The organism is Sediminibacterium roseum (assembly GCF_009939005.1).
GTDB lineage: Bacteria > Bacteroidota > Bacteroidia > Chitinophagales > Chitinophagaceae > Sediminibacterium > Sediminibacterium roseum.
In genome coordinates this window covers 438,827-463,499 of sequence record NZ_JAACJS010000011.1, presented here as the reverse complement: position 1 = coordinate 463,499, position 24,673 = coordinate 438,827, and the positions used below count along the sequence as shown (strand labels likewise).

Here is a 24,673-nt window from a genome sequence, read left to right as displayed (position 1 = left end):
ACAATCCCACACATGTTGATTGACAAAAACGCGATCGCATCACACAACGAAAAATTATTGCCGCAACATGAAAAAGGGTTTGCCTACCTGATGGGTATGCAGCCCGGTGTTGAAAAGGTAATCCGGAAACTCATCGATTTCCAGGTCGCCATACCTTCCTGGGCGCTGGGTACGGGCGGCACAAGGTTTGGCAGGTTCAGCGGTGGCGGAGAGCCCCGCAATCTCGAAGAGAAAATTTCGGATGTAGGTTTGTTACATGCACTCAACAGGTCGAGCGGGGCGATCTCCCTGCACATTCCCTGGGACATACCCGGAGACGCCGCCAAAACAAAAGCGCTCGCCGCCCAGTATGATTTGCGGTTTGATGCAGTTAATTCCAATACGTTCCAGGACCAGCCCGGTCAAAAACACAGCTATAAATTTGGTTCGCTTCAGCACGTTGATAAAGCAACACGCAAGCAGGCCATCGATCACAACATAGAAGTGATCAGGCATGGCATTGAACTTGGGTCAAAATCTCTGACGGTATGGCTGGCCGACGGTTCGTGTTTTCCAGGACAGCTGAATTTCAGGAAAGCCTTTCAAAATACACTCGAAGGACTGCAGGAGATTTACGCGGCGCTTCCCCCGGATTGGAAAGTGTTTGTTGAGTACAAAGCTTTCGAACCCAATTTTTATTCAATGACAGTAGGCGATTGGGGCCAGTCGCTTTTATATGCCAACAAACTTGGCGAAAAGGCCTACACACTCGTGGACCTCGGCCATCATTTACCAAACGCAAACATCCAGCAGATCGTTGCATTGTTGTTGAATGAGAAAAAACTAGGTGGGTTTCATTTCAACGATAGTAAATATGGCGATGACGATCTCACCGTAGGAAGCATCGACCCATACCAGCTCTTCCTGATCTTCAATGAGCTGGTGGAAGGAATGGATGCGCGCAACATGGATCATGCAAACGATCTGGGTTGGATGATCGACGCTTCACACAATGTAAAGGATCCGCTAGAGGACCTTCTGCAAAGCGTTGAAGCCATCATGATCGCGTACGCACAGGCATTGCTTGTAGATACAGGATCGTTGCAGGATGCGCAACAAAACAACGATGTTGCGCGCGCGCAGGAAATATTGCAACACGCATACCGTACCGATGTCCGCCCCATTGTTGCCGAAGCAAGATTGCGCTCGGGCGCAGCCCTTGGGCCGTTGCAGTTGTTCAGGGAAAACAAGCTAAGAGACGCTTTGGTAAAAGAAAGAGGGGAGCGAACGGTGGCAACAGGATTGTGATCCTTTCAGCAAAAAAATAGATTCAGTAAACAAACCAGTGATCCAGCGGAACATTCTCATGCCATCCTCAAAAGACCAGCATAATCCCAAACCAACTTCTACCTTCCGGGAACGCGAAGGCGAACGACCTGGTAATATTAATGTGGTCGCCATCTTTGATATTGGAAAAACGAACAAAAAATTTTTCCTCCTCAACGAACAATACAAGATCGTTCTCGAACGCTCCGCGCAGTTTCCTGAAACGGTGGATGAAGATGGGTTTGCGTGCGATGATGTTGAACTGTTGTCTTCCTGGGTAAAAGAAACCATACGCGAGATCATCTCCCTTCCCGGTTACAACGTAAAAGGAATAAACTTCTCTGCATATGGTGCGAGTTTTGTACTGGTTGGAGAAGATGGAAAACCCGTTGCACCGCTATACAATTACCTCAAACCTTATGATCCTGTTTTACAGGAAAATTTTTACAAAACTTACGGCGGCGAAATGAAGATCGCTGTAGCAACGGCTTCGCCGGTATTGGGAAACCTGAACTCGGGTATGCAACTGTATAGGCTAAAGAATGAGAATCCGCTTCTGTTTGAAAAAGTTCAATACGCGCTCCACCTGCCGCAATACATCAGCTACCTCATCACCGGGAAAACATATGCCGAAATAACCAGCATTGGTTGTCATACGGGCCTTTGGAATTTTGCTGCACGAATGTACCACGACTGGGTATACGCAGAGGAGATCGACCAGAAGTTCCCTCCTGTACTGCGTTCCAATGCAACGATAGAAATAACATTGGATGGTCATACAATAAAGTCGGGGATAGGCCTTCACGACAGCTCTTCGGCCCTGATCCCTTACCTGGCCTGCTTTTCGGAGCCTTTTGTTTTATTGTCGACGGGCACCTGGTGCATCAGCCTCAACCCGTTCAACAACGATCCTTTAACGGAAGAAGAACTAAAACAGGATTGTCTCTGCTACCTCGAATACCATGGCCGCCCGGTAAAAGCATCGCGGCTGTTTGCAGGTAATGAGCATGAACAGCAGGTGAAAAGACTGGCTGCGCATTTCAATGTTCCTGTTGAATATTTCCAGGACGTTGCTTTCAGCAACGTTTTATTTGATCAGGTAAAAGAACGAAACAGGAACGAAACGGTGTCAACGGGTCTGCATGCCTCTGCATTTGTTTCGCGTGGGCTGGAGCAGTTTGATCGTTACGAAGATGCGTATCACCAACTCATTGCCGATATCATCGCGCAGCAAAAGATCTCAACATCGCTCATCCTGTCTGACAGGAAAGTATCAAGGATCTTTGTAGACGGCGGCTTCGCTAAAAATCCCGTTTACATGAACATGCTTGCCAATGCGTTCCCGTCTATGGAAATATTTGCGGCATCGGTTTCGCAGGCAACGGCAATAGGCGCCGCGTTGGCCATTCATGCCGACTGGAACACGCAGGGCATCCCGGGCGATATGGTGGAGTTGAAATACTATTCCATCACCCGGTAAAACAGGATACAGCAGGACGGTGTTCCCCTCCCGATCTCATTACTTTATAGGATAGCCGCCAGCTTATGCCGATAAGAAGCTCCCACATCTTTTCAATTGATTTCACATGAAGAGAAAGGATTTCATTAATACCATTTCCCTGCTTTCATTGGGGGCCGCGTTGCCTGCATGGGCCAATGAATTGTATTCTGATGAGTCGCCGTTTGCTAAACGTTTACAACCGGTTGGACGTGCACTGGAACTGGAAGGGTATTATGTCTGGTGCAATAGTCCCATAGAAGACGACTACGGAAAGGTCCATCTTTTTTTTTCGCGATGGGACTCAAAAAAAGGGATGGGTGGTTGGATCAAAGGCTCAGAGATCGCGCATGCAATGGCAGATACACCAGCGGGCCCTTACGAAGTGATTGAAACCGTGCTTGCGCCAAGACCCGGTTTTTGGGATGCCACTACCTGTCACAACCCCTCTATCAAAAAAGTGGATGGACAATATTGCCTGTTTTACATGGGCAATTCAAACGGCAAAACAAATACCAAACGCATCGGCCTTGCAACAGCGCCAACATTGAGCGGGCCGTGGACACGTTCCGCACAGCCATTGCTGGAAGCGGGCGAGGAAGGGGCATGGGACGATCATTGTACAACAAACCCCGCATTTGTCAAACATCCAAACGGACAATACTGGCTGTATTACAAATCATGGAACACCCGTGATTACGAAACGGGATCTGGACCGATCAAGGGAAACCGGAAGTATGGATTGGCGATTGCTGATCAGATCTGGGGTCCCTATAAAAAACATCCTTCCAACCCATTGATCGATTTCTCGGGAAAAGGAAACAACACCCAACTCGAAGATGCATTTGTGTGGATAGAGAAAAAGAAATTCAACCTGCTGGCAAGGGATATGGGCGTATTCAACCACGTGAACGGCATATTGCTGCAATCAAAAAATGGGTTGGCATGGAATGATCCAAAGATCGCCTATTATGCCGCAGACCACTACATCCAGCAGCCACCGGCCCCTGCGCACCTGAAAAAATACGGGCGTTTCGAACGGCCGCAACTGCTTTTTCAGAATGGGAAACCTACCTACCTGTTCACAACATCGCAGGGTGGAAAATACATGACATCATCTCCTTTTATTTTCAGGATCAGCTAAAACAGGAAGCTTATGCGCATCATCAAATGCATGTTTTTGTCAATCGCTATCCTGCGCTCTGCGGGAATAAACGCGCAACCGGTGATGGAAACCGGCGGACAAAAAATGCCGGACGAATGGATCGACAAAAGCACGGGACACAAAGTGATGCGCCTCACGCGAAAAGAAGGAAGCAGCATGAGCTTTTATTTTCACAACAACCCGTTTATCGGGAACAAAATGGTTTTCTACAACAGCAGGCTGGAACAACCGGGCGCGGTTACAGATATGAAGCGGGAAACTTATAACCTGAATATAAAAGACAGGCAACTTTATCTTCTCGATCTTAACACACTCGCCATCGAACAACTCACGCATCAATCGATGCCGATGAGCGGTGAAATTGTTTCGGCAAAAAGGAAAGAAGTTTTTTTCCAGGTAAAAGACAGTGTGTTTTCAGTAAATGTTGAAACAAAAGCACAAAGACTTGTATTCGTGTTCCCCGAAGGTTTCAAGGGCGATATCACAACCGTGAACGCGGATGGAACATTATTGGGCGGTGCAAAGGGATCGGATGCAGAAAAAGAGATCTATACAAAATACCCTGCCAAATCGGATTTCTTCACGCGCATTTACGAGGCGCACCTGCCGCGTACCTTGTTTACGATCGATATAAGGAACGGAACGCTCACAAAAATTTTTACAGACAGCGCATGGCTGAATCATGTCCAGTTTTCGCCAAGAGATCCTTCGTTGCTTATGTTTTGCCACGAGGGGCCGTGGCACAAAGTGGACCGCATCTGGACGATAGACATTCAAACAAAGAAAATAATGCTCATGCACAAACGCACCATGGACATGGAGATAGCGGGCCACGAGTGGTTGAGCGCCGATGGAAAGCGGATCTGGTTCGATCTTCAGCAACCGCGCGGTGAGCATTTTTTTGTTGCGGGAACAGATGTAAAAACAGGGAAAGAAATAAAATACAAAGTGAACCGCAGCGATTGGTCCGTTCACTACAACAATACACCCGACGAGAAATTGTTTGCGGGTGACGGCGGCGATCCAGGCGCTGTTGCAAAAGCGCCGGATGGACAATGGATCAATCTGTTTACACCAAACGGCGATACATTCATCACCGAAAAACTGGTGAACATGAAACACCATCGATACAAGCTGGAGCCGAATGTGCATTTTAGTCCTGATGGCAAATGGGTTATCTTCAGAGCCAATTTTGAAGGAAGTGAAAATGTGTACGCGGTTGAAGTTGAAAAGCACTGATGCAGGAATTATTTAAACCCTATTATTCTTTATTCAATGAAAAATAAATTTTTTTTGTGCCTGTTCTTTTCTGCATTGCTGATCCACGCGCGATCGCAATGGCCCGCCGTTACACAAACGGCGAAGCCATGGACACGGTGGTGGTGGCAGGGAAGCGCCGTAAATAAAAAAGATCTCACAGCTGCTATGCAGCAATACCGTTTAGCGGGATTGGGTGGACTGGAGATCACACCTATCTACGGCGTAAAGGGCCACGAACAAGAGTTCATCGATTTCCTTTCTCCCAAATGGATGGACATGCTGCAGCATACGTTGCAGGAAGGAAAACGGCTGGGTCTGGGCATCGATATGGCAAATGCAACGGGATGGCCCTTTGGCGGCCCCTGGGTAAAACCGGAAGATGCTTGTAAAGAACTGTTCGTTAAAACATACTCTTTAAAAGAAGGCGAAGAACTGGATGGACTGATCAACTACACACAGCAACCCTTTTACAGGTCGGAGAGCGGGCAGAAAGTTGATCTCAAAACATTGTCGTTCCCGGTTGCTACCAACAAGGGTCTTCAGCGCTATGCATTTGACCAGGTAAGATTTGAGATGAACCTCAAACCAGCTACTGTTGTGGCGTACAACCAGGAAGGAGAAATGGTTGACCTGGGTTCTAAAGTAGATGCCAACGGCAAACTAAGCTGGAAGGCCCCGGCGGGTAATTGGAAAATATACGCGTTGTTCCTCGGCTACCACGGAAAGCTGGTTGAACGTGCGGCGCCGGGAGGAGAGGGAGATGTGATCGATCATTTTAATACAGCGGCGCTCAAACATTACCTCGATCGGTTCGATAAAGCTTTCGCAGGAAGAGACATCACCGGCATCCGCTCTTTCTTCAACGATAGTTATGAAGTGGATGATGCAAGGGGGCAGAGCAACTGGACACCTGCATTCTTACAGGAGTTCCAGGTCAGGCGCGGGTACGACCTGAAGAAATACCTTCCCTTGTTACTCGACAGGGACAGCACGGAAACGGGCAGGCGTGTGCTGGCGGATTATCGTCAAACCATTTCCGATCTGCTGCTTGATCATTTTACCAAACCCTGGCAGCAATGGGCCAATGCAAAAAACAAAAAGATCCGTAACCAATCGCACGGCTCTCCCGCCAATATTCTCGATCTCTACGCAGTGGTAGACATGCCCGAAACCGAAGGGGCAGACATTCTCCGTTTCAAATTTGCAACCTCAACTGCACATGTAATGGGTAAACCATTGGCTTCTGCAGAAACGGCCACATGGCTCAATGAACATTTTCAATCTTCGCTGGGTGATGTAAAGCAGGCAGTAGATAAATATTTTATCGGTGGAGTGAACCATGTATTCTGGCACGGGACCAATTATTCTCCACAGGATGAACCATGGCCCGGCTGGTTGTTCTATGCCGCGGTTCATTTTACTCCTGCCAATTCTTTCTGGAAGGATTTCTCAACGCTCAACAACTATGTGGCTCGATGCCAGAGCTTTTTACAACAGGGAAAACCGGATAACGATGTGCTGCTTTATTTTCCTTTCAACGACAAGATCACCGATATGGGCAGGGACCTGCTGCTGCATTTCGACGGTATGGTTGGTTTTGAACGCACTACTTTCAAAACAAATGCGGAATGGATGTTGAAAGAAGGGTATGCATTCGACCTCATTTCAGACAGGCAGGTGATGGGATTGAAAAACAGGAATACATCGCTTCAAACCAGCGGCGGCGGTATTTACAAAACCATTGTATTGAGTGATGTAAGATACATCCCGCTTGAAACGATAAAAAAATTAAAAGCAGTAGCGGAACAGGGTGCAACGATCGTGTTCTATAAAAACCTCCCCGTTGATGTGCCAGGAATGGCGGAGTTGAAAAAAAGACAAAATGAAATTGTGCAACTGGTAGATGCTTTACAATTTACAACCGTCAATCCTTCGGTTAAAAAAGCGAACATCGGCAAGGGCTCATTCCTGGTAGGGGATGACCTGGGCCAACTGTTGTTACAGGCAAAGGTAAACCGCGAAACACTTGTTGATTTTGGATTGCAATACTCGCGCCGCGCAACCGAAACCGGCCGTTGCTATTTTATCTCCAACCCCGGAAACAAAACTGTAAACGAATGGATCACATTGCAAACAACCGAAAACAATGTTACCCTGTTTGATCCAATGAATGTTGTATATGGAAACGCAAAAACAAAAACAGCCAACGGTGAAACAAAAGTATTGGTACACCTCGATGCGGGCGAAAGCTGTATTTTGAAAACAACAAAAACGTTCAACCGCGCAGGAGGAAATCCATACCATATCCCGACAGGAACGGCAGAACCGGTACAGGGTAAATGGAAACTGGAATTTATTTCCGGCGGGCCTGTATTGCCGCCACCTGTTGAGTTGGAATCGCTTGGTTCGTGGACCGAACTTCCGGGCGAAGCAGTAAAAAGTTTCAGCGGAACGGCGGTATACAGTGTGCGTTTTGCCCGGCCCTCTTCAAAAGCAGAAAGATACCAGCTTGATCTCGGTACCGTGCAGGAAACGGCGGAGGTTTGGATAAACGGGAAAAAGATCCAGACATTGATCGGACCTTCTTTCAGGTTGAACATTCCTGCATCTGATCTCAAAGAAAACAATCTCCTGGAAGTGAAAGTAACCAACGGCATGCCAAACCGTATTGCGGACCTGGACAAAAAAGGAGTGGTATGGAAGAAATTTTACAACACGAACTTTCCCGCCCGGCTGCCGCAGAACAGGGGGGCAGATGGTTTGTTTACCGCGGGCAAGTGGCAACCCAAAGCATCCGGGTTGGCAGGGCCGGTTACCCTGCAGCCGCTGCAATAGACAGGTAAAGTGATTTTCTTGTGCCTTGTTTGCCGTACCTTAAAACCTTATTGTTAAAGGTATTTATGGAAAACACAAACATCATCGTATCCATGCAGGAAATGGAAGAGCGCTTTACCACGATCCTGCTCAAAGAAGGTTTTACAGAAGCAAAAGCAAAACGCTGCGCCGGCTTGTTCACTATGAATAGTATCGATGGCGTTTACACGCACGGCGTAAACCGTTTTCCAAGATTTGTAAGGTACGTCCGCGAAGGCTTTGTGCAGAAAGATGCAGCGCCCACCTTACAACATGCTTTCGGAAGCCTTGAGCAATGGAACGGCAATCTCGGCCCCGGTCCCCTGAACGCAGAACATGCCACGCAGTCAGCCATGCGTTTGGCAAAACAGCACGGCATCGGTTGTGTGGCATTGTCTAACACAAACCACTGGATGCGTGCAGGCGCTTATGCATGGCAGGCGGCGAAACAGGGGTTTGTATTCATTGCGTGGACAAACACCATCGCCAACATGCCCGCCTGGGGCGCGTTGAACGCAAAGCTCGGAAACAACCCGCTCGTGCTGGCACTGCCTTTTGGCGAGGAAGCCATCGTGCTTGATATGGCGATGTCGCAATATTCACTCGGATCCATGGAGCTCGCTGCGATGAAGCATGAAAAACTCCCGGTAGATGCAGGTTTTGATAAAGAAGGAAAATTGACCAACGATCCTGCTGCAATACTGGAAACGCGGAGATTGCTGCCAACGGGTTACTGGAAAGGATCGGGACTTGCATTGTTGCTTGATATATTGGCCGCAGTTTTATCCGGCGGACTTTCAACCGCAGACATCAGTAAAAAAAATGTTGAGTACGGGTTGAGCCAGGTATTTGTGGCGATCGATCTTTCCAAATTACCGAACCACTCATCAATCGCAGGCGTTGTTGAAAACATCATTGCTGATTATCATTCTTCTGTTCCCGCCGATGAAGCAAAGAAAATTACCTACCCGGGCGAACGCGTTTTGCAGACACGCAGGAGAAATCTTGAAAATGGAATTCCCGTGCAGCAGAAAGTATGGAAGATCATCCTCGGCCTCTGTGATGGTTCAACGGATCTTGCAACGATCAAATACATTTAAGCGATACAATTTTCAAAGCAGTTTGATGAGTGTAAGTTTGACACGTTAGTTGTCCGTCGCTCACAATCCACGCCCCGCGCGTTTCCCCGCAAGCAGGACGGTACAGGATGCTAACAGGATGCTAACAGGATGGTGCAGGATGATTGTTGGTTAAAATCAAAATAATTTGTCTTGATTTTTAACCTTAACGCTGCCATATGAAAAGAAATGCACTACTGTTTGTAGTACTCTTTATTGTACTTCCGTTTGCGCTGCTCGCCCAGCAAAGACAGGTAAAGGGAAAGGTGACGGATGAATCCGGCGCCGGTATCCCCGATGTAACTGTCTCCGTAAAAGGAACCACTTCCAAAACCACCACAGCCGGCGACGGCTCTTTCTCCATCAACGCAACGGGTGCGAATGTCAGCCTTGTTTTTGAACACGTGAACTTCGGTACAAAAACGGTGGCAGCAACGGGCAACACGGTTACCGTATCTCTTTCAAGGGCCGAAAAACAACTCGATGAAGTGGTTGTGGTTGGTTATGGTACGCAAAAAAGAGGAAGTGTGACAGGTGCTGTGAGCACGCTCAAAAACGAGAACCTCGAAGAAAGGGCGATCACGCGTGTTGACCAGGCATTGGTAGGGCAGCTTGCCGGCGTTACGGTAAAACAAAACACGGGCGTTCCCGGGAAAGCCTTCAGTATACAGGTGCGCGGCTCGGGATCTATCAGCGGCGGTAATGAACCACTGTATGTGCTGGATGGATTCCCGCTCTCTGTCAATTCAAGCAACACGACCAACGGTTCCTTCTCTACCGGCAATCCGCTCGACAACATCAATCCAAACGATATTGAAAGCATCGAGGTCCTGAAAGATGCTGCTGCAGCCGCTATCTACGGTTCGCGTGCATCCAATGGCGTTGTGTTGATTACGACGAAACGCGGTAAGATCGGTAAAATGTCTTTGAACTTCAACACCTATGCAGGATACAACCAGGCGGCAAAAAAACTGGAGATGATGAATGGCGACCAGTGGATCGAACACGCCACAGAAATCATCAACGCGCAATACCTTGCCAAATACGGGTCGGCAGGCGCAACCATTAACGATAACCAGGCGCAGCGCCTGGCAAGGAACGGCGGCGCTTTTGATGCAAACTACATTCTTGATCCGCGCTGGACAATGCCCGGACATCCCGGCCTTGCGTTCATCGATTGGCAGGACGCGATCGAAAGAAAAGGAAAGATGCAGAACTACGAGATCTCTGCCAGTGGCGGAACAGATGCGGTGCGTTATTTCGTTTCAGGAAATTATGCCAACCAGGAAAGCTTTGTGATCGGTGTAGGATACAAAGCGTACTCAATGCGTGCGAACATCGAACTCAATGCTTCCAAAAGATTGAAATTTGGTTTGAACGTTGCACCCACTTATTCGATCACGCAAGACCCTGGTATCGATGGAAAAGACGCGATCTTTCACCAGGCACTGAGCCTTGCACCGGTACAGGAAGATACCATGGGGCTTTATCCCAACTATGGAAAAAATGGCCAGTACGTATGGAGCAGTACCACCAACTCACCACTCGGAAAATTGACAACCAATGTTGGTACCACCAAGCGGTACCGCACCGTCGCTTCCTTGTACGGCGAGTTGCAGGTTGTAAAAGGGTTGAGCTTCAGAAGTTCCGTTAACCTCGACAACACGGATAATATTTCAAATGGATATACGTCTTACCTCACCGCAGGAACACTTGCTGCGCGAACCTTTACCGGTGCAAACAACCTGCTCGCTGCAACATCCGGCAGCTACAACAGCTACCGCAGGCAAACCTTTGTAAACGAGAACACCCTTACCTACAGCAACACTTTTGCAACAGACCACAGCCTGAATGTTCTGGTGGGTTATTCCTACAACTTTGACCGCCTCGACAGGGTTACGATGAGTTCGAATGGTGGATTTACAAGCGCAGTGATACAAACATTGAATGCAGCGGCGGCCGTTACGGGAAATACAACTTCCTCACAAAGTGTTTTGTTATCTGCCTTCAGCCGTTTGCAATACGGGTTCCAGGATAAATATTTATTGTCTGCCAGCATCCGCCGCGATGGTTCATCGCGTTTCGGTGCCAACAGTCAATACGGGGTTTTCCCTTCCCTGTCCGCCGCATGGGTCATCAGCAAAGAAGCGTTCATGAAAAATGCACGTGTATTCAGCTACCTGAAACTGCGCGCGAGTTATGGTGTGAATGGCAACAACAACCTTGGAAACGATTACGCTTCTATTTCAACCATCGGTTCTGCAGGATACATCACGGGAACCACGCCGGGTGCAGTGATAGGCCAGGCGCCAAACGTGATCGCGAATCCTGATCTCAAATGGGAGAAATCAAAGACCTACGACATCGGTCTGGATTTCGGTTTGCTGAACAACCGCATCACCGGTTCGATCGAATATTACAACAAGCTCAATTCGGATCTCCTGCTGAATGTACCAGTACTGGCCGTAACCGGTTTTGCATCTTCACTTAACAACATCGGATCGGTGCGGAACATCGGGCAGGAACTGACCCTGACTTCAAAAAATACAACAGGAAAATTTGAATGGAGCACTTCCGTAAACATCACACACAACAAAAACAGGATCGTGGCGCTCGGGCCCGGACAAACACAGATCATCATTCCAAACGGATTTACCGTGTCTGACCAGATCCTGAAAGTGGGCGAACAGCTGAACAGCATTTATGTTTTGAAAGTGATCGGTTTCCTCTCTGCCAAAGATCTCGCCAGCGGTGTTGCAAAATACGGGAGCGGGCAGGCAGAAGGCGATTTCAAGTTTGAAGACTACAATGGTGATGGCGTGATCACAGAAGCAGACAAACAGATCGTAGGTCATCCCAATCCCGATTATACTTACGGCATAACGAATACGTTCCGTTACAAAGGGTTCGACCTGAATGTACTTGTACAGGGACAAACAGGCGGATCTATTTACTCGCAGTTGGGAAGGGCGATCACGCGACCGGGGCAGGGCAGATCAGATAACCACCCTGCATCTTTCGTGAACAGGTGGAAATCGCCAACCGACCAGGGCGAAGGAAGATTTGGTAAAGCGTATTCAACCTACAATTCACCGATCACAGCGGCAACGGATTGGTTGTATTCGTCTGATTACATACGGGTGAGGAACATTACGCTCGGGTACAACCTCAAAGATGGTTTGAAAATGCGTTTTGTACAGGGGGCGCGTCTTTACCTCACATTGGAAAACTTTTTTGGACACGATAAATACATCAACGGTTTAAACCCGGAAGCGGCGAACACGGCAGTGAGCTCAAACAGCGCTTATCCTGAGTCGGGTGATTATGGTGGGATGCCACTCGCAAAATCGTTCATCATCGGTTTAAACATCACTTTCTAATCCAGCAAATCACGATACATGAAAAAGATATTTTCCATACTATTCATTGCAGGCACGGTGTTGTTGGCTTCTTGCGCAAAAGAACTGCAGCAGGTTCCGCTTTCCACCGCAACAACCGTAACCTTCTACCAGCAGCCGAGCGATTTCATACAGGCCATCAACGCCGTGTATAACTCGTTGCGCAATTACCCGAGCAGGTTGATGTTTCTTTCGGAGATCAGGTCAGACAATATTTATCCGACCAATACAGTGGGCCGCGATCCAGATCCCATCAACAATTTCGCGCCGGGCATCGCCTCGAATACCTATGTGGAAGAAGCATGGACCGCAGATTTCAACGGTATATTCAAAGCAAACGTTGTTATCGAGCAGGTTGCCAAAAATGCAGCGTTTGTTGGCTCAGCGGCACTTGCCAACCGATTGACAGCGGAAGCAAAATTCCTTCGTGCTTTTTTCTATTTCGACCTTGTACGTTATTATGGAAAGGTTCCGGTGATAGACCACGTAGTATCTGATGCAGAAGCAAGAACCATCAAACGCGGTACGGTTGCCGAAGTGTATGCACTGATCATTGCCGATCTCCAGTTTGCCGTTGCAAACCTCCCGGCAAATTACTCCGGAACGTTCCCGAGTTATTCTGCAACAGATGTGGGGCGCGCAACCAAATACGCAGCGGAAGCTGTGCTGGCACAGGTTTACATGGCGCGCTCCGGTCCCAACTATGGCATCGAAGGGCCCGGTCTTGGATTGAATGAATGGAACCAGGCGGCTACATTGCTCACCGACATCATCGGAAGTGGCGCTTATACCTTCAACCCGAACTTTGCAAACATCTTTTCTTATACAAACCAGAATCCAACCACAAACAAGGAATCTGTGTTCAGCATCATGTTTCTCACAGGATTGAATCCCGTACTGGGCACAGATTTTCCATGGCAACTGGTTCCGAACAGTTATTTCAGTTCACTGCCCACTGGTAATACACCGGCGAATGGTGCATTGGGAGTGCCATCGGTATCAACCAACCTGGTGAATGCATATGCAACCAACGATGCACGTAAATCGCCAACCATCCACACCACCGCTTTCACGTTTACCGGAACAACAGATGCGAATCCTTTCTTCAGGAAATACCTGGATACAACAAAAATCCCGGCCAGCCGCTTCGACTGGGGAATCAACTTCATCGCAGTTCGTTACACAGATGTGCTGTTGTTGAAAGCCGAATGTGTACTTAATGGTGCAGCAGGCAACCAGGCAACGGATGTTGATGCTGTAGCGAACCAGGTACGTTCAAGGGCCGGCCTGCTGCCGATCGCCGGCGTAACCAAGGCCCAGCTGCTCGATGAGCGCAGAAGGGAATTTGCGGCGGAGGGCTCACGCTGGTTCGACCTGCAACGCAGCGGAAACCTGGTAACGATCATGAATGCATGGATCGCAACAGAAGATGCAGCATTGAAAAAAATGAACCAGGCAACGGCAAACTCAGTGATCTACCCGGTACCACAATCGCAGATGGATGCGGCCCCGGGATTGTATACACAGAACCCGGGCTACCAATAAACAGGCAATCGTTGTTTTTATACAGGCATCAAGCAAACAAACCGGCTTTCAGCCGGTTTTGTTTTTTGGAATGGCGCGGTGTTAACGCTCTTACAGAAAGTGTTTCAAATACTCTTCGCTGCACCCTCTGATAATCAGGATGCGGCAGGATGGATAAAACCGCGAAACGCCTAGATTGTAATCCTAAACCGCTTGCCCGTAATGAACAGGAAAAATGCACTTGCAACGCTGGTTGCGATCTTCACCGTATCCATACTAACTGCGCAACATACCAAACCCGACTGGATTGCAAAAGTAGGTGCAAGGCCATTTGCCATACCGGCCAGGATATTTTCTGCAAACGATTATGGTGCCGTGAACGATGGACAAACGCTGAGCTCCGCGGCCATCCAGAAAGCGATCGATCTCTGCGCAGCAAAAGGAGGCGGAACCGTTACACTCAAACCTGGAACCTACGTGAGTGGCGCCATCTTCTTAAAAGACAAAGTGAACCTGCGCATCGATAAGGATGTCCTGATCCTGGGCTCCCAGAATTTTGATGATTATCCCGAAATAGATACGCGTATAGCCGGCATTGAAATGAAATGGCCCGCGGCCCTGATCAACATCATCAACGCAAAAAACGCAACCGTATCCGGTAACGGAACCGTGAACGCAAGGGGGAAGTTCTGTTGGGATAAATACTGGACAATGCGCAAAGCCTACGACGCCAAAGGCCTTCGCTGGATCGTTGATTACGATGCCAAACGCGTGCGCACCTTGCTGGTGCAGCATTCATCAGACATCAGTATCAAAAACCTGACCTTTAAAAATGCAGGATTCTGGACCGTACAGTTGTTGTATTCCGATCACATCACCGTAGATGGTGTGGTGATCAGGAACAACGAAGACGGCCACGGGCCAAGCACAGATGGCATCGATGTTGATTCTTCTTCCTGGGTGCTTGTTGAAAATTGCGACATCGATTGCAACGATGACAATTTCTGTTTGAAAGCCGGGCGCGACTGGGACGGCCTCCGTGTGAACAAACCAACAGAATATGTAGTGATACGCAAATGTCTTGCACGCCGGGGCGCCGGCCTTATCACACTCGGCAGCGAAACCTCGGGCGGGATAAGACACGTGCTCGCAACAGACCTTACTGCCGAACATACGGACAATGGCCTCCGCATTAAATCAGCCACCACACGCGGTGGAACCATCGAAGACATTTATTTTCAGAACTGCAAAATGGACTCGTTGAAAAACGTATTCAGTTTTACATTGAACTGGAACCCCGCTTACAGTTATTCAGAACTGCCCAAAGGATACAAGTACGAAGACGTGCCCGCACATTGGAAAGCAATGCTGAACAAAGTGGAGCCGGCAGAAAAAGGCATTCCGCATGCGAAAGACGTGTACGTAACCGGTCTTACCGTTACCAACGCACAGAACATTTTTACGGCTTCCGGTCTTGAGCAATCCTATCTTGCCAATTTCGTGTTCAGCAATTCCACTTTTACCGGTGACCAGTTGGGATCGATGGAGTTTACCAAAGGATGGAAATTCAGTAATGTTGTATTCGGGATACATAAAAACAAACCGGTTGCAAAACCTGCAGCGAGAGAGATCGAAGAACGATTAAAACAATAGTATGAAAACATTGTTGCGTATGGTTGTTGCCGGGTGCGTGCTCCTTTTTTTTGCATTCAGGCTCCCAGACAGTAAACCCACGCTTTACATCATCGGTGATTCTACTGTAAAAAACGGGGATGGCACCGGCGCCAACCTGCAATGGGGATGGGGTTCGTTGATCGCGGGTTATTTTGATACTACACGCATCAGCATACGCAACCACGCGATCGGCGGACGAAGCAGCCGCACATTTATTACCGATGGAAGATGGGACGCGATCCTGAAAACATTGAAAAGTGGTGACTATGTGATCATGCAATTCGGCCACAACGACAGCGGCCCGCTTGATGATACCGCGCGTGCAAGGGGAACGATCAAAGGCATCGGAAGCGACAGCGCTGAAACATACAATCCCATCCGCAAGACCAACGAAACGGTGTATTCCTATGGATGGTACATGCGCAGATACATCCGGGAAACAAAAGAAAAAGGAGCAATACCCGTGATCTGCTCGCCTGTTCCCCGTGCAAACAGGAAGAACGACAGGATCGTCCGCAGTGATTACGCGGTTTGGGCCAGGCAGTTGGCAGAAGAGACAGGTTCCTGCTTAATAGACCTGCAGGACCTGGTCGCAGCTGCGTACGATAAAATGGATTCGCTCCGGGTAAATGCATACTTTCCAACAAAAGGAGACAGGACCCATACCAACAAAGAAGGCGCAACCTTTAACGCTGAACAGGTGGTGGCCGGCATTAAACAACTTTCCAGATGTGACCTGAAAAAATTCCTGCTACGCTGATGCGCATCCTTCAAAAGAAAAATATCGTGGTTGTGTTGCTGGTTTGTTTTTCTCAAACCCTGTTTGCGCAACCCATCAACCGGAAGGCATTGGTGGAAAGACACCATGTGGTCAACACAAAATTTGATTCGCTGTCCTCTTTATCTGTTGGCAATGGAAGTTTTGCCTATACAGCAGACATTACAGGAATGCAGAGTTTTCCGGAAGCCTATGCAAAAGGAGTTCCCTTAGGCACGCAGAGCGAATGGGGCTGGCACAGTTTTACCGACACTGCGCATTACCGTTTTAATGAAACCTTGAGATCTTATCAATTGAATGGCCGTTATGTTCCTTATGCAACACAGATCAAGGAACCGGAAAGAAACAGGAATGCAGTGAACTGGTTCCGCGTAAACCCGCACCGCCTGCAGCTCGGGAACATCGGGATGGAGATCAGGAAAGCCGATGGCACCATCGCCGGTATCAGCGATATCGGGAACATACAGCAAACATTAAACCAATGGACAGGCGAAATTCATTCTTCGTTCACTGTTAATGGAACGCCGGTAGAGGTGTTTACGTATTGCCACCAGCAGCAGGATCTTGTTTCCTTCAGGATCGTCTCAGCCTTGTTGAAACAAAACAGGATTGCAGTAACCATTCGTTTCCCATACCCGAATGGAGAATTCAAAGATGCAGGTGTTAACTACGCAAATGGAGAAAAACACAATTCCATTTTCATAAGGTCTGCCAATGGCGGAACATTCAAACATACGCTCGACTCAACAACGTATTTTGTGAGGCTGCAATGGAAAGGCAACGCAAAAGTGCTGCAGCAACGCAAACACGTTTTCCTTGTTCAACCCGGTCGTGAAAATGTTTTTGAGTTGTCGTGCGCGTTTTCACCGCGCGAAGTAAAAATGTCTTTGCCATCGTTTGGGGAAACGGCATCCAACAGCAGGCAGCACTGGATGAAGTTCTGGCAAAGCGGCGCTGCCGTTGATTTTGAAGGAAGCACCGATCCGAAAGCATTTGAACTGGAAAGAAGGGTCATCCTTTCGCAATATCTTACAAAATTGCAATGCGCAGGCAACTATCCCCCGCAGGAAACCGGGCTCACGTACAACAGCTGGTACGGCAAACCCCATCTTGAAATGCATTGGTGGCACGCGGTTCATTTTGCATTGTGGGGCAGGATTGAATGGATGGAAAAAAGTCTTTCCTGGTACGGCAAAGTTTACAATGAAGCTAAAAAGATCGCTGTGCGCCAGGGCTATGAAGGCGTTCGCTGGCAAAAAATGACCGACAACGATGGCAGGGAGAGCCCTTCTTCCGTTGGCGCGTTTTTGATCTGGCAACAACCCCATTTCATTTATTTTGCCGAACAGGTGTACCACGAACGAAACGATGCGGCCACGTTAAAAAAATACAGTGATCTTGTTTTTGCCACCGCGGATTTCATGGCATCGTACGCCTGGTACGATCCCGCAAAAGGAAGATACATTCTTGGTAAAGGCGTCATACCCGCGCAGGAAAGGTTCAGGGCAGAAGAAACATTCAACCCCACCTATGAATTGGTATACTGGCACTGGGCCCTGCAAACTGCGCAGAAATGGAGGGAACGCCTGCACTTGCCGCGGAACAAAAAATGGGACGATGTGATCCGGCGGCTGTCGCCACTTCCTGTGCAGGGCGATAAATACCTCTTCACCGAAAGCGCAACAGATTCTTACACCAACGAGGAGTACCGCGGCGATCATCCATCTGTACTGGGTGCCTGGGGTATGCTGCCCTACACGCCGATGATGGACAGCGCCAGGATGAAAAATACTTTCAACTGGGTCTGGAACAATTGGCGATGGAAAGATACATGGGGCTGGGATTATCCCATGGTTGCCATGACTGCAACCCGTTTGGGAATGCCTGCCATGGCCGTTGATGCACTGTTGATGCCTGTTCAAAAAAACACATACCTCAACAACGGGCACAATTTCCAGGACGAACGCCTCACGATCTATCTCCCTGGCAATGGTGGGTTACTTGCCGCCGTTGCATTGATGTGTGCCGGATATGAAGGGAGCGATGTGCCAAACCCCGGTATCCCCAAAACAAAGGGATGGAAAGTAAGATCAGAAGGATTGCGAAAAATGTTCTGATATCACCAATGCAAATGCAGATCGTATGAAACGTTTATTTTCTTTTTTCATTGCTACCGCGATGATCCTTTGTGCAGGCGCTTCGTTTGCGCAGAAACTGCCTTCCAAAAAAGAGACACTTGCAGCGATGCGGCTCGCGAACGGTTATTTCATGAACAAATGGCCCGACGCAGGCAAAACCATCATCACCAACATCGAACGCCCCAGCAACATCTGGACACGCGCCGTGTATTACGAAGGCTTGCTTGCCATGCATTCGATCGACGCAGATAAAAGATACATCGATTACGCTTTGCAATGGGCCGAGTTTCACAAATGGAATTTACGCGGCGGTGTGAAGACAAGGAACGCAGACAACCAGTGTTGCGGGCAGATCTACATAGACCTGTACCTGATGGACAGGAAAGAAGAACGCATCCAAAACATCAAAGCGTCGATCGACAGCATGATGGCAACTCAGAAGATCGACGATTGGAGCTGGATCGATGCAATACAAATGGCATTGCCTGTTTACACAAGGCTGGGCGTGGTTTACAAAGACACCAGCTATTTTCACCGCATGTACGAAATGTATGCCTATACAAAATACAAGCACGGCGGAAATGGATTGTACGACGCTGCGGCGGGCCTTTGGTGGAGAGACAAAGATTTCGTGTACCCTGCGTACAAGGAACCCAATGGACAAGGCTGTTACTGGGCAAGGGGCGATGGTTGGGTGGTTGCTGCATTGGTAAGGGTGCTGCAACTGCTGCCAAAAACAGACCCGCATTACAACGAATACCTTACCGATTACAAGGAATTATGCAGGGCCCTGTTACCGCTTCAGCGCGAAGATGGTTTCTGGAACGTGAGCCTTAAAGACCCGGATCATTTCGGCGGAAAAGAATTGACCGGAACTTCTTTGTTCACTTACGGATTCGCCTGGGGCATCAACAACAGGATCCTTGATAAGAAGACATATTCACCCGCCATTGCCAAAGCCTGGAACGCACTGCTGAAAGATTGCGTGCATCCAAATGGCGCACTGGGCTATGTTCAATCCACGGGCAAAGAACCGAAAGACGGTCAACCCGTTGCCTACGACAAAATACCCGATTTTGAAGATTTCGGACTGGGTTGTTTTTTGCTGGCGGGTAGCGAGGTTTATAAGTTTAAGTAGGTATCCCATTGAAACAATGCACATACGGTCTTGTTGTTTACAGGATCGTATGTGCTTTATAGACAACTTTCCATGAATGGCTGATGGTGCCGGATCTCCTCCACACTTCCCTTAAACAAGCTTTAACTATTTAAACTCGTCCCGGGAAAGTATTTTTGTTCTAATTTCAAAGACATGAAAACAAAAATACTTTTCTCGTTCCTTCTTGCGTCGATACTTGTTGCCTGCGGTTCTTCCAGGCAAAGCAAATCGGAAGAGCTGGTGCAGGCTGTTCCCTGGCAAAAGGATTCGTTAACGATCGATGGGAGCGATGCCGACTGGAGCAACCCGTTGCAACTCGGCGATGACAAGCAGTTTTTCAGTTATGGATTTTCCAGCGACCGGAACAATCTCTACATACAATTAAGCACACGCGACGAAAACGCGATCCAACGTATTCTCCGGGGCGGGCTCACGGTTTATATCAACAGTCATGGCGTGAATGAAGTGGCCGGCGCTGCAGGCATCAGCTTTCCTACGGGAAATCGTGTGAAAAAGGAAGGACAGATGTTGAATGACCGGCCGGAGTTGCAGCAAGACAAACACATTGCGCTCAATGCTGTGGCCGACTATTCGCTGTTCGGGTTCAAACAGGTAAAAACGCCTGAGAATTTCGATTACGGGAAACCAAACACAGAAGGCATAGAACTTGCCATCGGGCTCAATCCATCCAATGTACTGGTATACGAAGCGATGATACCTTTGCGCTCTTTTCTCAACGTGAATGAAATAAATACATTGAGCAGGCGTACGGTTTCAATTGGGTTTGTGGTGGAGGACATTCCCGGGCAGGCAGGCTCACGCGGTGGTGGCGGTGGCTTTTCGATCGGCGGTGGCATAGGGCTCGGGTCCTTTGGAAGAGGCGGGGGCATCGGGGTCTCGATCGGCAGCGATGCACTGGCCAACATCGGCGGAAGAAAAAAAGGAAAACCGGTAAAGAAGTGGAACACCGTTACATTTGGTAAGGAACCAACTGCGAAATAAACTGCAAACCAAAAACTGACTTATGCAAAAAACAAACTGGCACGCGAAACACGAGGCCTCGTTATCATTCGGCGACCGGATTGCCGACAGTGTGGCCAACGGGATGGGCTCGTGGCGCTTCATCATCTGGCAATCCATCATTGTGCTCGCGTGGATGTTTCTGAATATTGTGGGATGGATGCGGCATTGGGACGTATATCCATTCATCCTGCTCAACCTGATCTTCTCCACGCAAGCCGCTTACGCAGCCCCCATCATCATGATGTCGCAAAACCGCCAGAACGAACGCGACCGTGAACAGGCACTCAACGATTACCAGACAAATACCGAAGCCAAACTCGAGATCGAAGCATTGCAACTGCATCTCAACAAACTCGAGACCGAAAAACTGGACAAGATCATGGAGATGCTCCTCGAAATGAAACAGTCGCGCTAAAGGATTCAGCGAATCACCCGGGCTTTCCAACGCTTCCTTTGGAGACAAGCATTTCACCCATATTCCCCCCGGGTGATGCGTTTGGTTGCGCATAGTTAAGTATCTTGACGCGTCTTTTTATTTTTCTTAAAACATGATCCGATGAAAACAAGAACGGGGTCCGCAATCTTTGCATTTTTTTTGCTGCTCGCTTTGCAGTCCAATGCCCAGGGATTTCTGAAAGCAAAAGGAAAGATCATCGTCAACAGTAAAGGCGAAAAAGTGATCCTGCGCGGAATGGGTATTGGTGGATGGATGCTCCAGGAAGGATACATGTTCAGGCTGTCGCACCTCGGCCAGCAATACAGGATCAAAGAAAAGATCAAAGAATTGGTTGGAGAGGAAAAAACAAAACAATTCTACAACGAATGGTTGCAGAACCATACCACCAAAACCGATATCGATTCAATGGCTGCATGGGGATTCAATTCGATCCGCTTGCCCATGCATTATAATCTCTACACACTTCCCGTAGAGGCAGAGCCCGTGGCCGGGAAAAATACATGGCTGGAAAAAGGGTTCCAGATGACCGACGACCTGTTGAAATGGTGCGCCGCAAATAAGATCTACCTGATTCTCGATCTTCATGCAACACCCGGCGGCCAGGGAAACGACCTGCCGATTTCTGACCGGGATCCATCAAAACCCCTTCTTTGGCAAAGCGAGGCGAACAGGGAAAAAATGATCGCGCTCTGGAAAAAACTTGCGGCGCGTTATGCCAAAGAAGAATGGATCGGCGGATACGATATCATCAACGAACCGAACTATGGGTTTGAAGATCCGAAAGATACACGCGGTACTTCAGAAACCAAGAACGTTCCTTTGCAGCAATTGATGACCGACATCACAAAAGCGATCCGCGAGGTTGATAAAAAACACATCATCATCATCGAGGGAAATGGCTTTGGAAACAATTACAACGGCATCACACCAACATGGGACGATAACCTGGTGATGAGCTTTCACAAGTACGGCAACTTCAACAACACAGGATCCATCAGCCGCTTTCTCGAACTGCGCGATAAATTCAATATCCCGCTATGGCTGGGCGAATCAGGGGAGAATTCAAACACATGGTTTACGGAAGCGATCAGTCTTGCAGAAAAAAACGACATCGGCTGGGCATGGTGGCAGAGTAAAAAGATGGGGATCAACAATCCACTGGAAATAAAACAACCCGAAGGATACCAGAAGTTTCTTGATTACACATCCGGCAAAGGGCCGAAAATCCCGGAAGAAGAAGCATGGAAGATATTGCAGGAACTTTTGTCGAACCTCAGGATACAGAATAACATTTACCACCGCGACGTAACGGATGCGATGTTCAGGCAGGTGCAGGGCTCAGGCACAAAGCCATTTAAAAAACTGGTGATCGATAAACCAACTACAACCATTGCCGCAGTTGATTTTGACATGGGCAGCCAACGCGTAGCTTATTACGACCGCGATTCATCGCGTTACCAATACACACCGGGCGTAAATACAGTAGGCAACAAAGGGAACACCTACAGGAACGACGGCGTCGACATCCAGAAAGACAAAGACGGCCCTTATGTGTTCAGTATCGAAGATGGCGAATGGCTGCATTACACCATCGAGGTGAAGGAAGCCGGGAGATACAGGATCGCTTATACAGTTGGCGCAAATGAAGAAGGTGGATCCATCCTGCTGTCAAACGATAATGGAATGCCGGATACCGCTGCTGTGCCCGTTACAGGTGCCGATAAGAATTTCAGGAAGGTTGAATCAGCCGGCGTCATTCAACTAAAAAAAGGAGTTAACTTTTTGAAATTGACATTTGGTAAAGGAGGGTTCGTGTTGAGAGATCTCTCATTCACAAAACAATAGACGGGAAGTTGAGATCGTTTGTTGAAACCGGTTGATCCGGGTTCAACGCGAGCTGTTGCGCTCGATCAGGCTGCTTTTCAGAACGATCTTGTCGATCCTGTTGCCAAATGTTTTCTTTTCAATCATCCGGAAAAGCAACGATGCGCTTTCTTTCCCGATCTCGAATGCAGGTTGTGTTATCGTTGACAGGGATGGGTTTAGCAGTGATGCAGTACGCAGGTTGGAGAAACTGATCACCTTCAGTTGCTGCGGAATTTTCAACTTCATTTCATTGCATACATAGTAAGTGGAGATCGCAAGTTTTTCAACGGTCGCAAAAATACCATCCGGGCGATCCTTCTTTGCAAGCAATTTTTTGATCACTTCCAGGTTGCTCTGGTTGTTATTGGTGCATTCGATGATGAGTTTCGGATCTTCCTTCATGTTGTATTTCTTCAACGCATCCTGGTAGCCATGCACACGTTTGTGTGTGATCGACAGCAAACTGGAGAGCGACAAACACGCGATCTTCTTACACCCCGCTTTGATGAGGTGTTCGGTTGCCTTGAAACCGCTTTCGTAGTCGTCCGTTGTTACCGTAGGGCATTCCATTGTTTCCGGTACGCGGTCGAAGAACACGAGCGGGATCCCTGTTTCGTGCAGGGAAGTGAGGTGTTTGGTGCTGTCTGTATCGCGGCAAAGCGAGATCAGTACGCCATCCACGCGGCCGCCCTGCAGGTGTTTGATGGTAGATTCTTCGTTCTGGAAACTTTCGTGCGTAAGGTAGGTGAGCACGTGGTACCCTTTTTCCTGCGCCACCATCTGTATGCCATCGATCGCCAGGGCGAAAAAATTGTTCGCGATCTCAGGAATCACAACGGCGATGGTAATGCTCTTTTTCCTGCGCAGGCTGCTTGCAAAAGGGTTGGGCTGGTAGTTGAGTTTCTCGGCCATTGCCAACACACGCTTCTTCGTCTCTGCACTGATCTCATAACTGTCGCGCAGCGCTTTCGATACAGAGGAGATCGATAACCCAAGTTCTTCAGATAATCTTTTCAGGTTGATGTTTGGCATACATTTCGTAAACGATGTTCAATTTACAGGTTTTACGAAAAAAACCAGAAAACGTTTTCGTAGTTTACGAAAATATCGGGCCTGAACGTGAACAAAATCGGGATAATTCTTACGAAACGGTGCAGCGAAATCCGGATACGCCCAACGTGGCTCATCTCCCGTTCCGCTGCTTTGCCTCTGCTGCCAGCACGACCAGATAGGTTTCCAGTTTCGGGCGGCCGAGCCTGAGCTCGGCTGCCATCTTTTCCATATCCGCACGCGGAACCCCAAATCGTTTTTCAAGCTGGGCGTAGGCTTCATCACTGATGGGCGCAGGTTTGTGCAGCCATTTCTTCCTGGGCTTCTTATCGGGCATAAACAAAAGGAACGCCGGGTTCAGATCAGCGTCGCATGGTTATATACGAAGTGATATTACCATTGGATTT

General features: G+C 48.5%; 17 protein-coding genes. 15 read left to right on the top strand and 2 right to left on the bottom strand.

Features of this window, described 5'->3' with window-relative positions; genetic code table 11:
* The first annotated feature begins 12 nt into the window (after positions 1-12).
* The 15 genes from GWC95_RS07245 to GWC95_RS07175 all read left to right on the top strand — a co-directional run bounded on the left by GWC95_RS07245 (position 13) and on the right by GWC95_RS07175 (position 23,195).
* Entirely contained in the window at positions 13-1,287 is a 1,275-nt protein-coding gene (locus tag GWC95_RS07245) for a sugar isomerase (protein ID WP_161818021.1), read from the top strand.
* A 58-nt stretch (positions 1,288-1,345) separates the two neighbouring features.
* On the top strand, positions 1,346-2,785 hold the full coding sequence (locus GWC95_RS07240; RefSeq protein WP_161818020.1) for an FGGY-family carbohydrate kinase: 1,440 nt from the start codon (positions 1,346-1,348) through the stop codon (positions 2,783-2,785).
* 106 nt (positions 2,786-2,891) lie between these two features.
* Positions 2,892-3,947, top strand: coding sequence for a glycoside hydrolase family protein (locus GWC95_RS07235; protein ID WP_161818019.1), 1,056 nt, complete (start codon positions 2,892-2,894; stop codon positions 3,945-3,947).
* Positions 3,948-3,959: 12 nt separating this feature from the next.
* Complete coding sequence (locus GWC95_RS07230; RefSeq protein WP_161818018.1) at positions 3,960-5,207, top strand: oligogalacturonate lyase family protein; 1,248 nt, start codon at positions 3,960-3,962, stop codon at positions 5,205-5,207.
* Positions 5,208-5,243: 36 nt separating this feature from the next.
* Positions 5,244-8,063: a glycosyl hydrolase gene (locus GWC95_RS07225; RefSeq protein ID WP_161818017.1), complete on the top strand. Its 2,820-nt coding sequence runs from the start codon at positions 5,244-5,246 to the stop codon at positions 8,061-8,063.
* A 65-nt stretch (positions 8,064-8,128) separates the two neighbouring features.
* Positions 8,129-9,181 carry a 3-dehydro-L-gulonate 2-dehydrogenase gene (gene yiaK / locus GWC95_RS07220; protein WP_161818016.1) on the top strand — a complete coding sequence of 351 codons (1,053 nt, stop codon included), beginning with the start codon at positions 8,129-8,131 and terminating at the stop codon, positions 9,179-9,181.
* A 197-nt stretch (positions 9,182-9,378) separates the two neighbouring features.
* Positions 9,379-12,579 carry a SusC/RagA family TonB-linked outer membrane protein gene (locus GWC95_RS07215; protein ID WP_161818015.1) on the top strand — a complete coding sequence of 1,067 codons (3,201 nt, stop codon included), beginning with the start codon at positions 9,379-9,381 and terminating at the stop codon, positions 12,577-12,579.
* An 18-nt stretch (positions 12,580-12,597) separates the two neighbouring features.
* Positions 12,598-14,142 carry a RagB/SusD family nutrient uptake outer membrane protein gene (locus GWC95_RS07210; protein ID WP_161818014.1) on the top strand — a complete coding sequence of 515 codons (1,545 nt, stop codon included), beginning with the start codon at positions 12,598-12,600 and terminating at the stop codon, positions 14,140-14,142.
* A gap of 201 nt (positions 14,143-14,343) precedes the next feature.
* Entirely contained in the window at positions 14,344-15,774 is a 1,431-nt protein-coding gene (locus tag GWC95_RS07205) for a glycoside hydrolase family 28 protein (RefSeq protein ID WP_161818013.1), read from the top strand.
* A gap of 1 nt (position 15,775) precedes the next feature.
* Positions 15,776-16,555: a rhamnogalacturonan acetylesterase gene (locus GWC95_RS07200; protein ID WP_161818012.1), complete on the top strand. Its 780-nt coding sequence runs from the start codon at positions 15,776-15,778 to the stop codon at positions 16,553-16,555.
* On the top strand, positions 16,555-18,690 hold the full coding sequence (locus tag GWC95_RS07195; RefSeq protein ID WP_161818011.1) for a hypothetical protein: 2,136 nt from the start codon (positions 16,555-16,557) through the stop codon (positions 18,688-18,690). Before GWC95_RS07200 ends, GWC95_RS07195 begins: the two co-directional genes overlap by 1 nt.
* 25 nt (positions 18,691-18,715) lie before the next feature.
* On the top strand, positions 18,716-19,849 hold the full coding sequence (locus tag GWC95_RS07190; RefSeq protein ID WP_161818010.1) for a glycoside hydrolase family 88/105 protein: 1,134 nt from the start codon (positions 18,716-18,718) through the stop codon (positions 19,847-19,849).
* Positions 19,850-20,023: 174 nt separating this feature from the next.
* A complete protein-coding gene (locus GWC95_RS07185; RefSeq protein WP_161818009.1) occupies positions 20,024-20,872 on the top strand; it encodes a hypothetical protein in 849 nt (282 codons plus the stop codon).
* A gap of 22 nt (positions 20,873-20,894) precedes the next feature.
* Positions 20,895-21,308, top strand: a complete 414-nt coding sequence (locus tag GWC95_RS07180) for a DUF1003 domain-containing protein (RefSeq protein ID WP_161818008.1) — start codon at positions 20,895-20,897, stop codon at positions 21,306-21,308.
* A gap of 141 nt (positions 21,309-21,449) precedes the next feature.
* Positions 21,450-23,195, top strand: a complete 1,746-nt coding sequence (locus GWC95_RS07175) for a cellulase family glycosylhydrolase (RefSeq protein WP_161818007.1) — start codon at positions 21,450-21,452, stop codon at positions 23,193-23,195.
* A gap of 42 nt (positions 23,196-23,237) precedes the next feature.
* Here the strand turns inward: GWC95_RS07175 and GWC95_RS07170 are convergent, their stop codons facing one another.
* Together GWC95_RS07170 and GWC95_RS07165 are read right to left on the bottom strand one after the other, a co-directional pair.
* Positions 23,238-24,248: a LacI family DNA-binding transcriptional regulator gene (locus GWC95_RS07170; RefSeq protein WP_161818006.1), complete on the bottom strand. Its 1,011-nt coding sequence runs from the start codon at positions 24,246-24,248 to the stop codon at positions 23,238-23,240.
* A 151-nt stretch (positions 24,249-24,399) separates the two neighbouring features.
* Complete coding sequence (locus GWC95_RS07165; RefSeq protein WP_161818005.1) at positions 24,400-24,603, bottom strand: hypothetical protein; 204 nt, start codon at positions 24,601-24,603, stop codon at positions 24,400-24,402.
* Positions 24,604-24,673 lie beyond the last annotated feature (70 nt).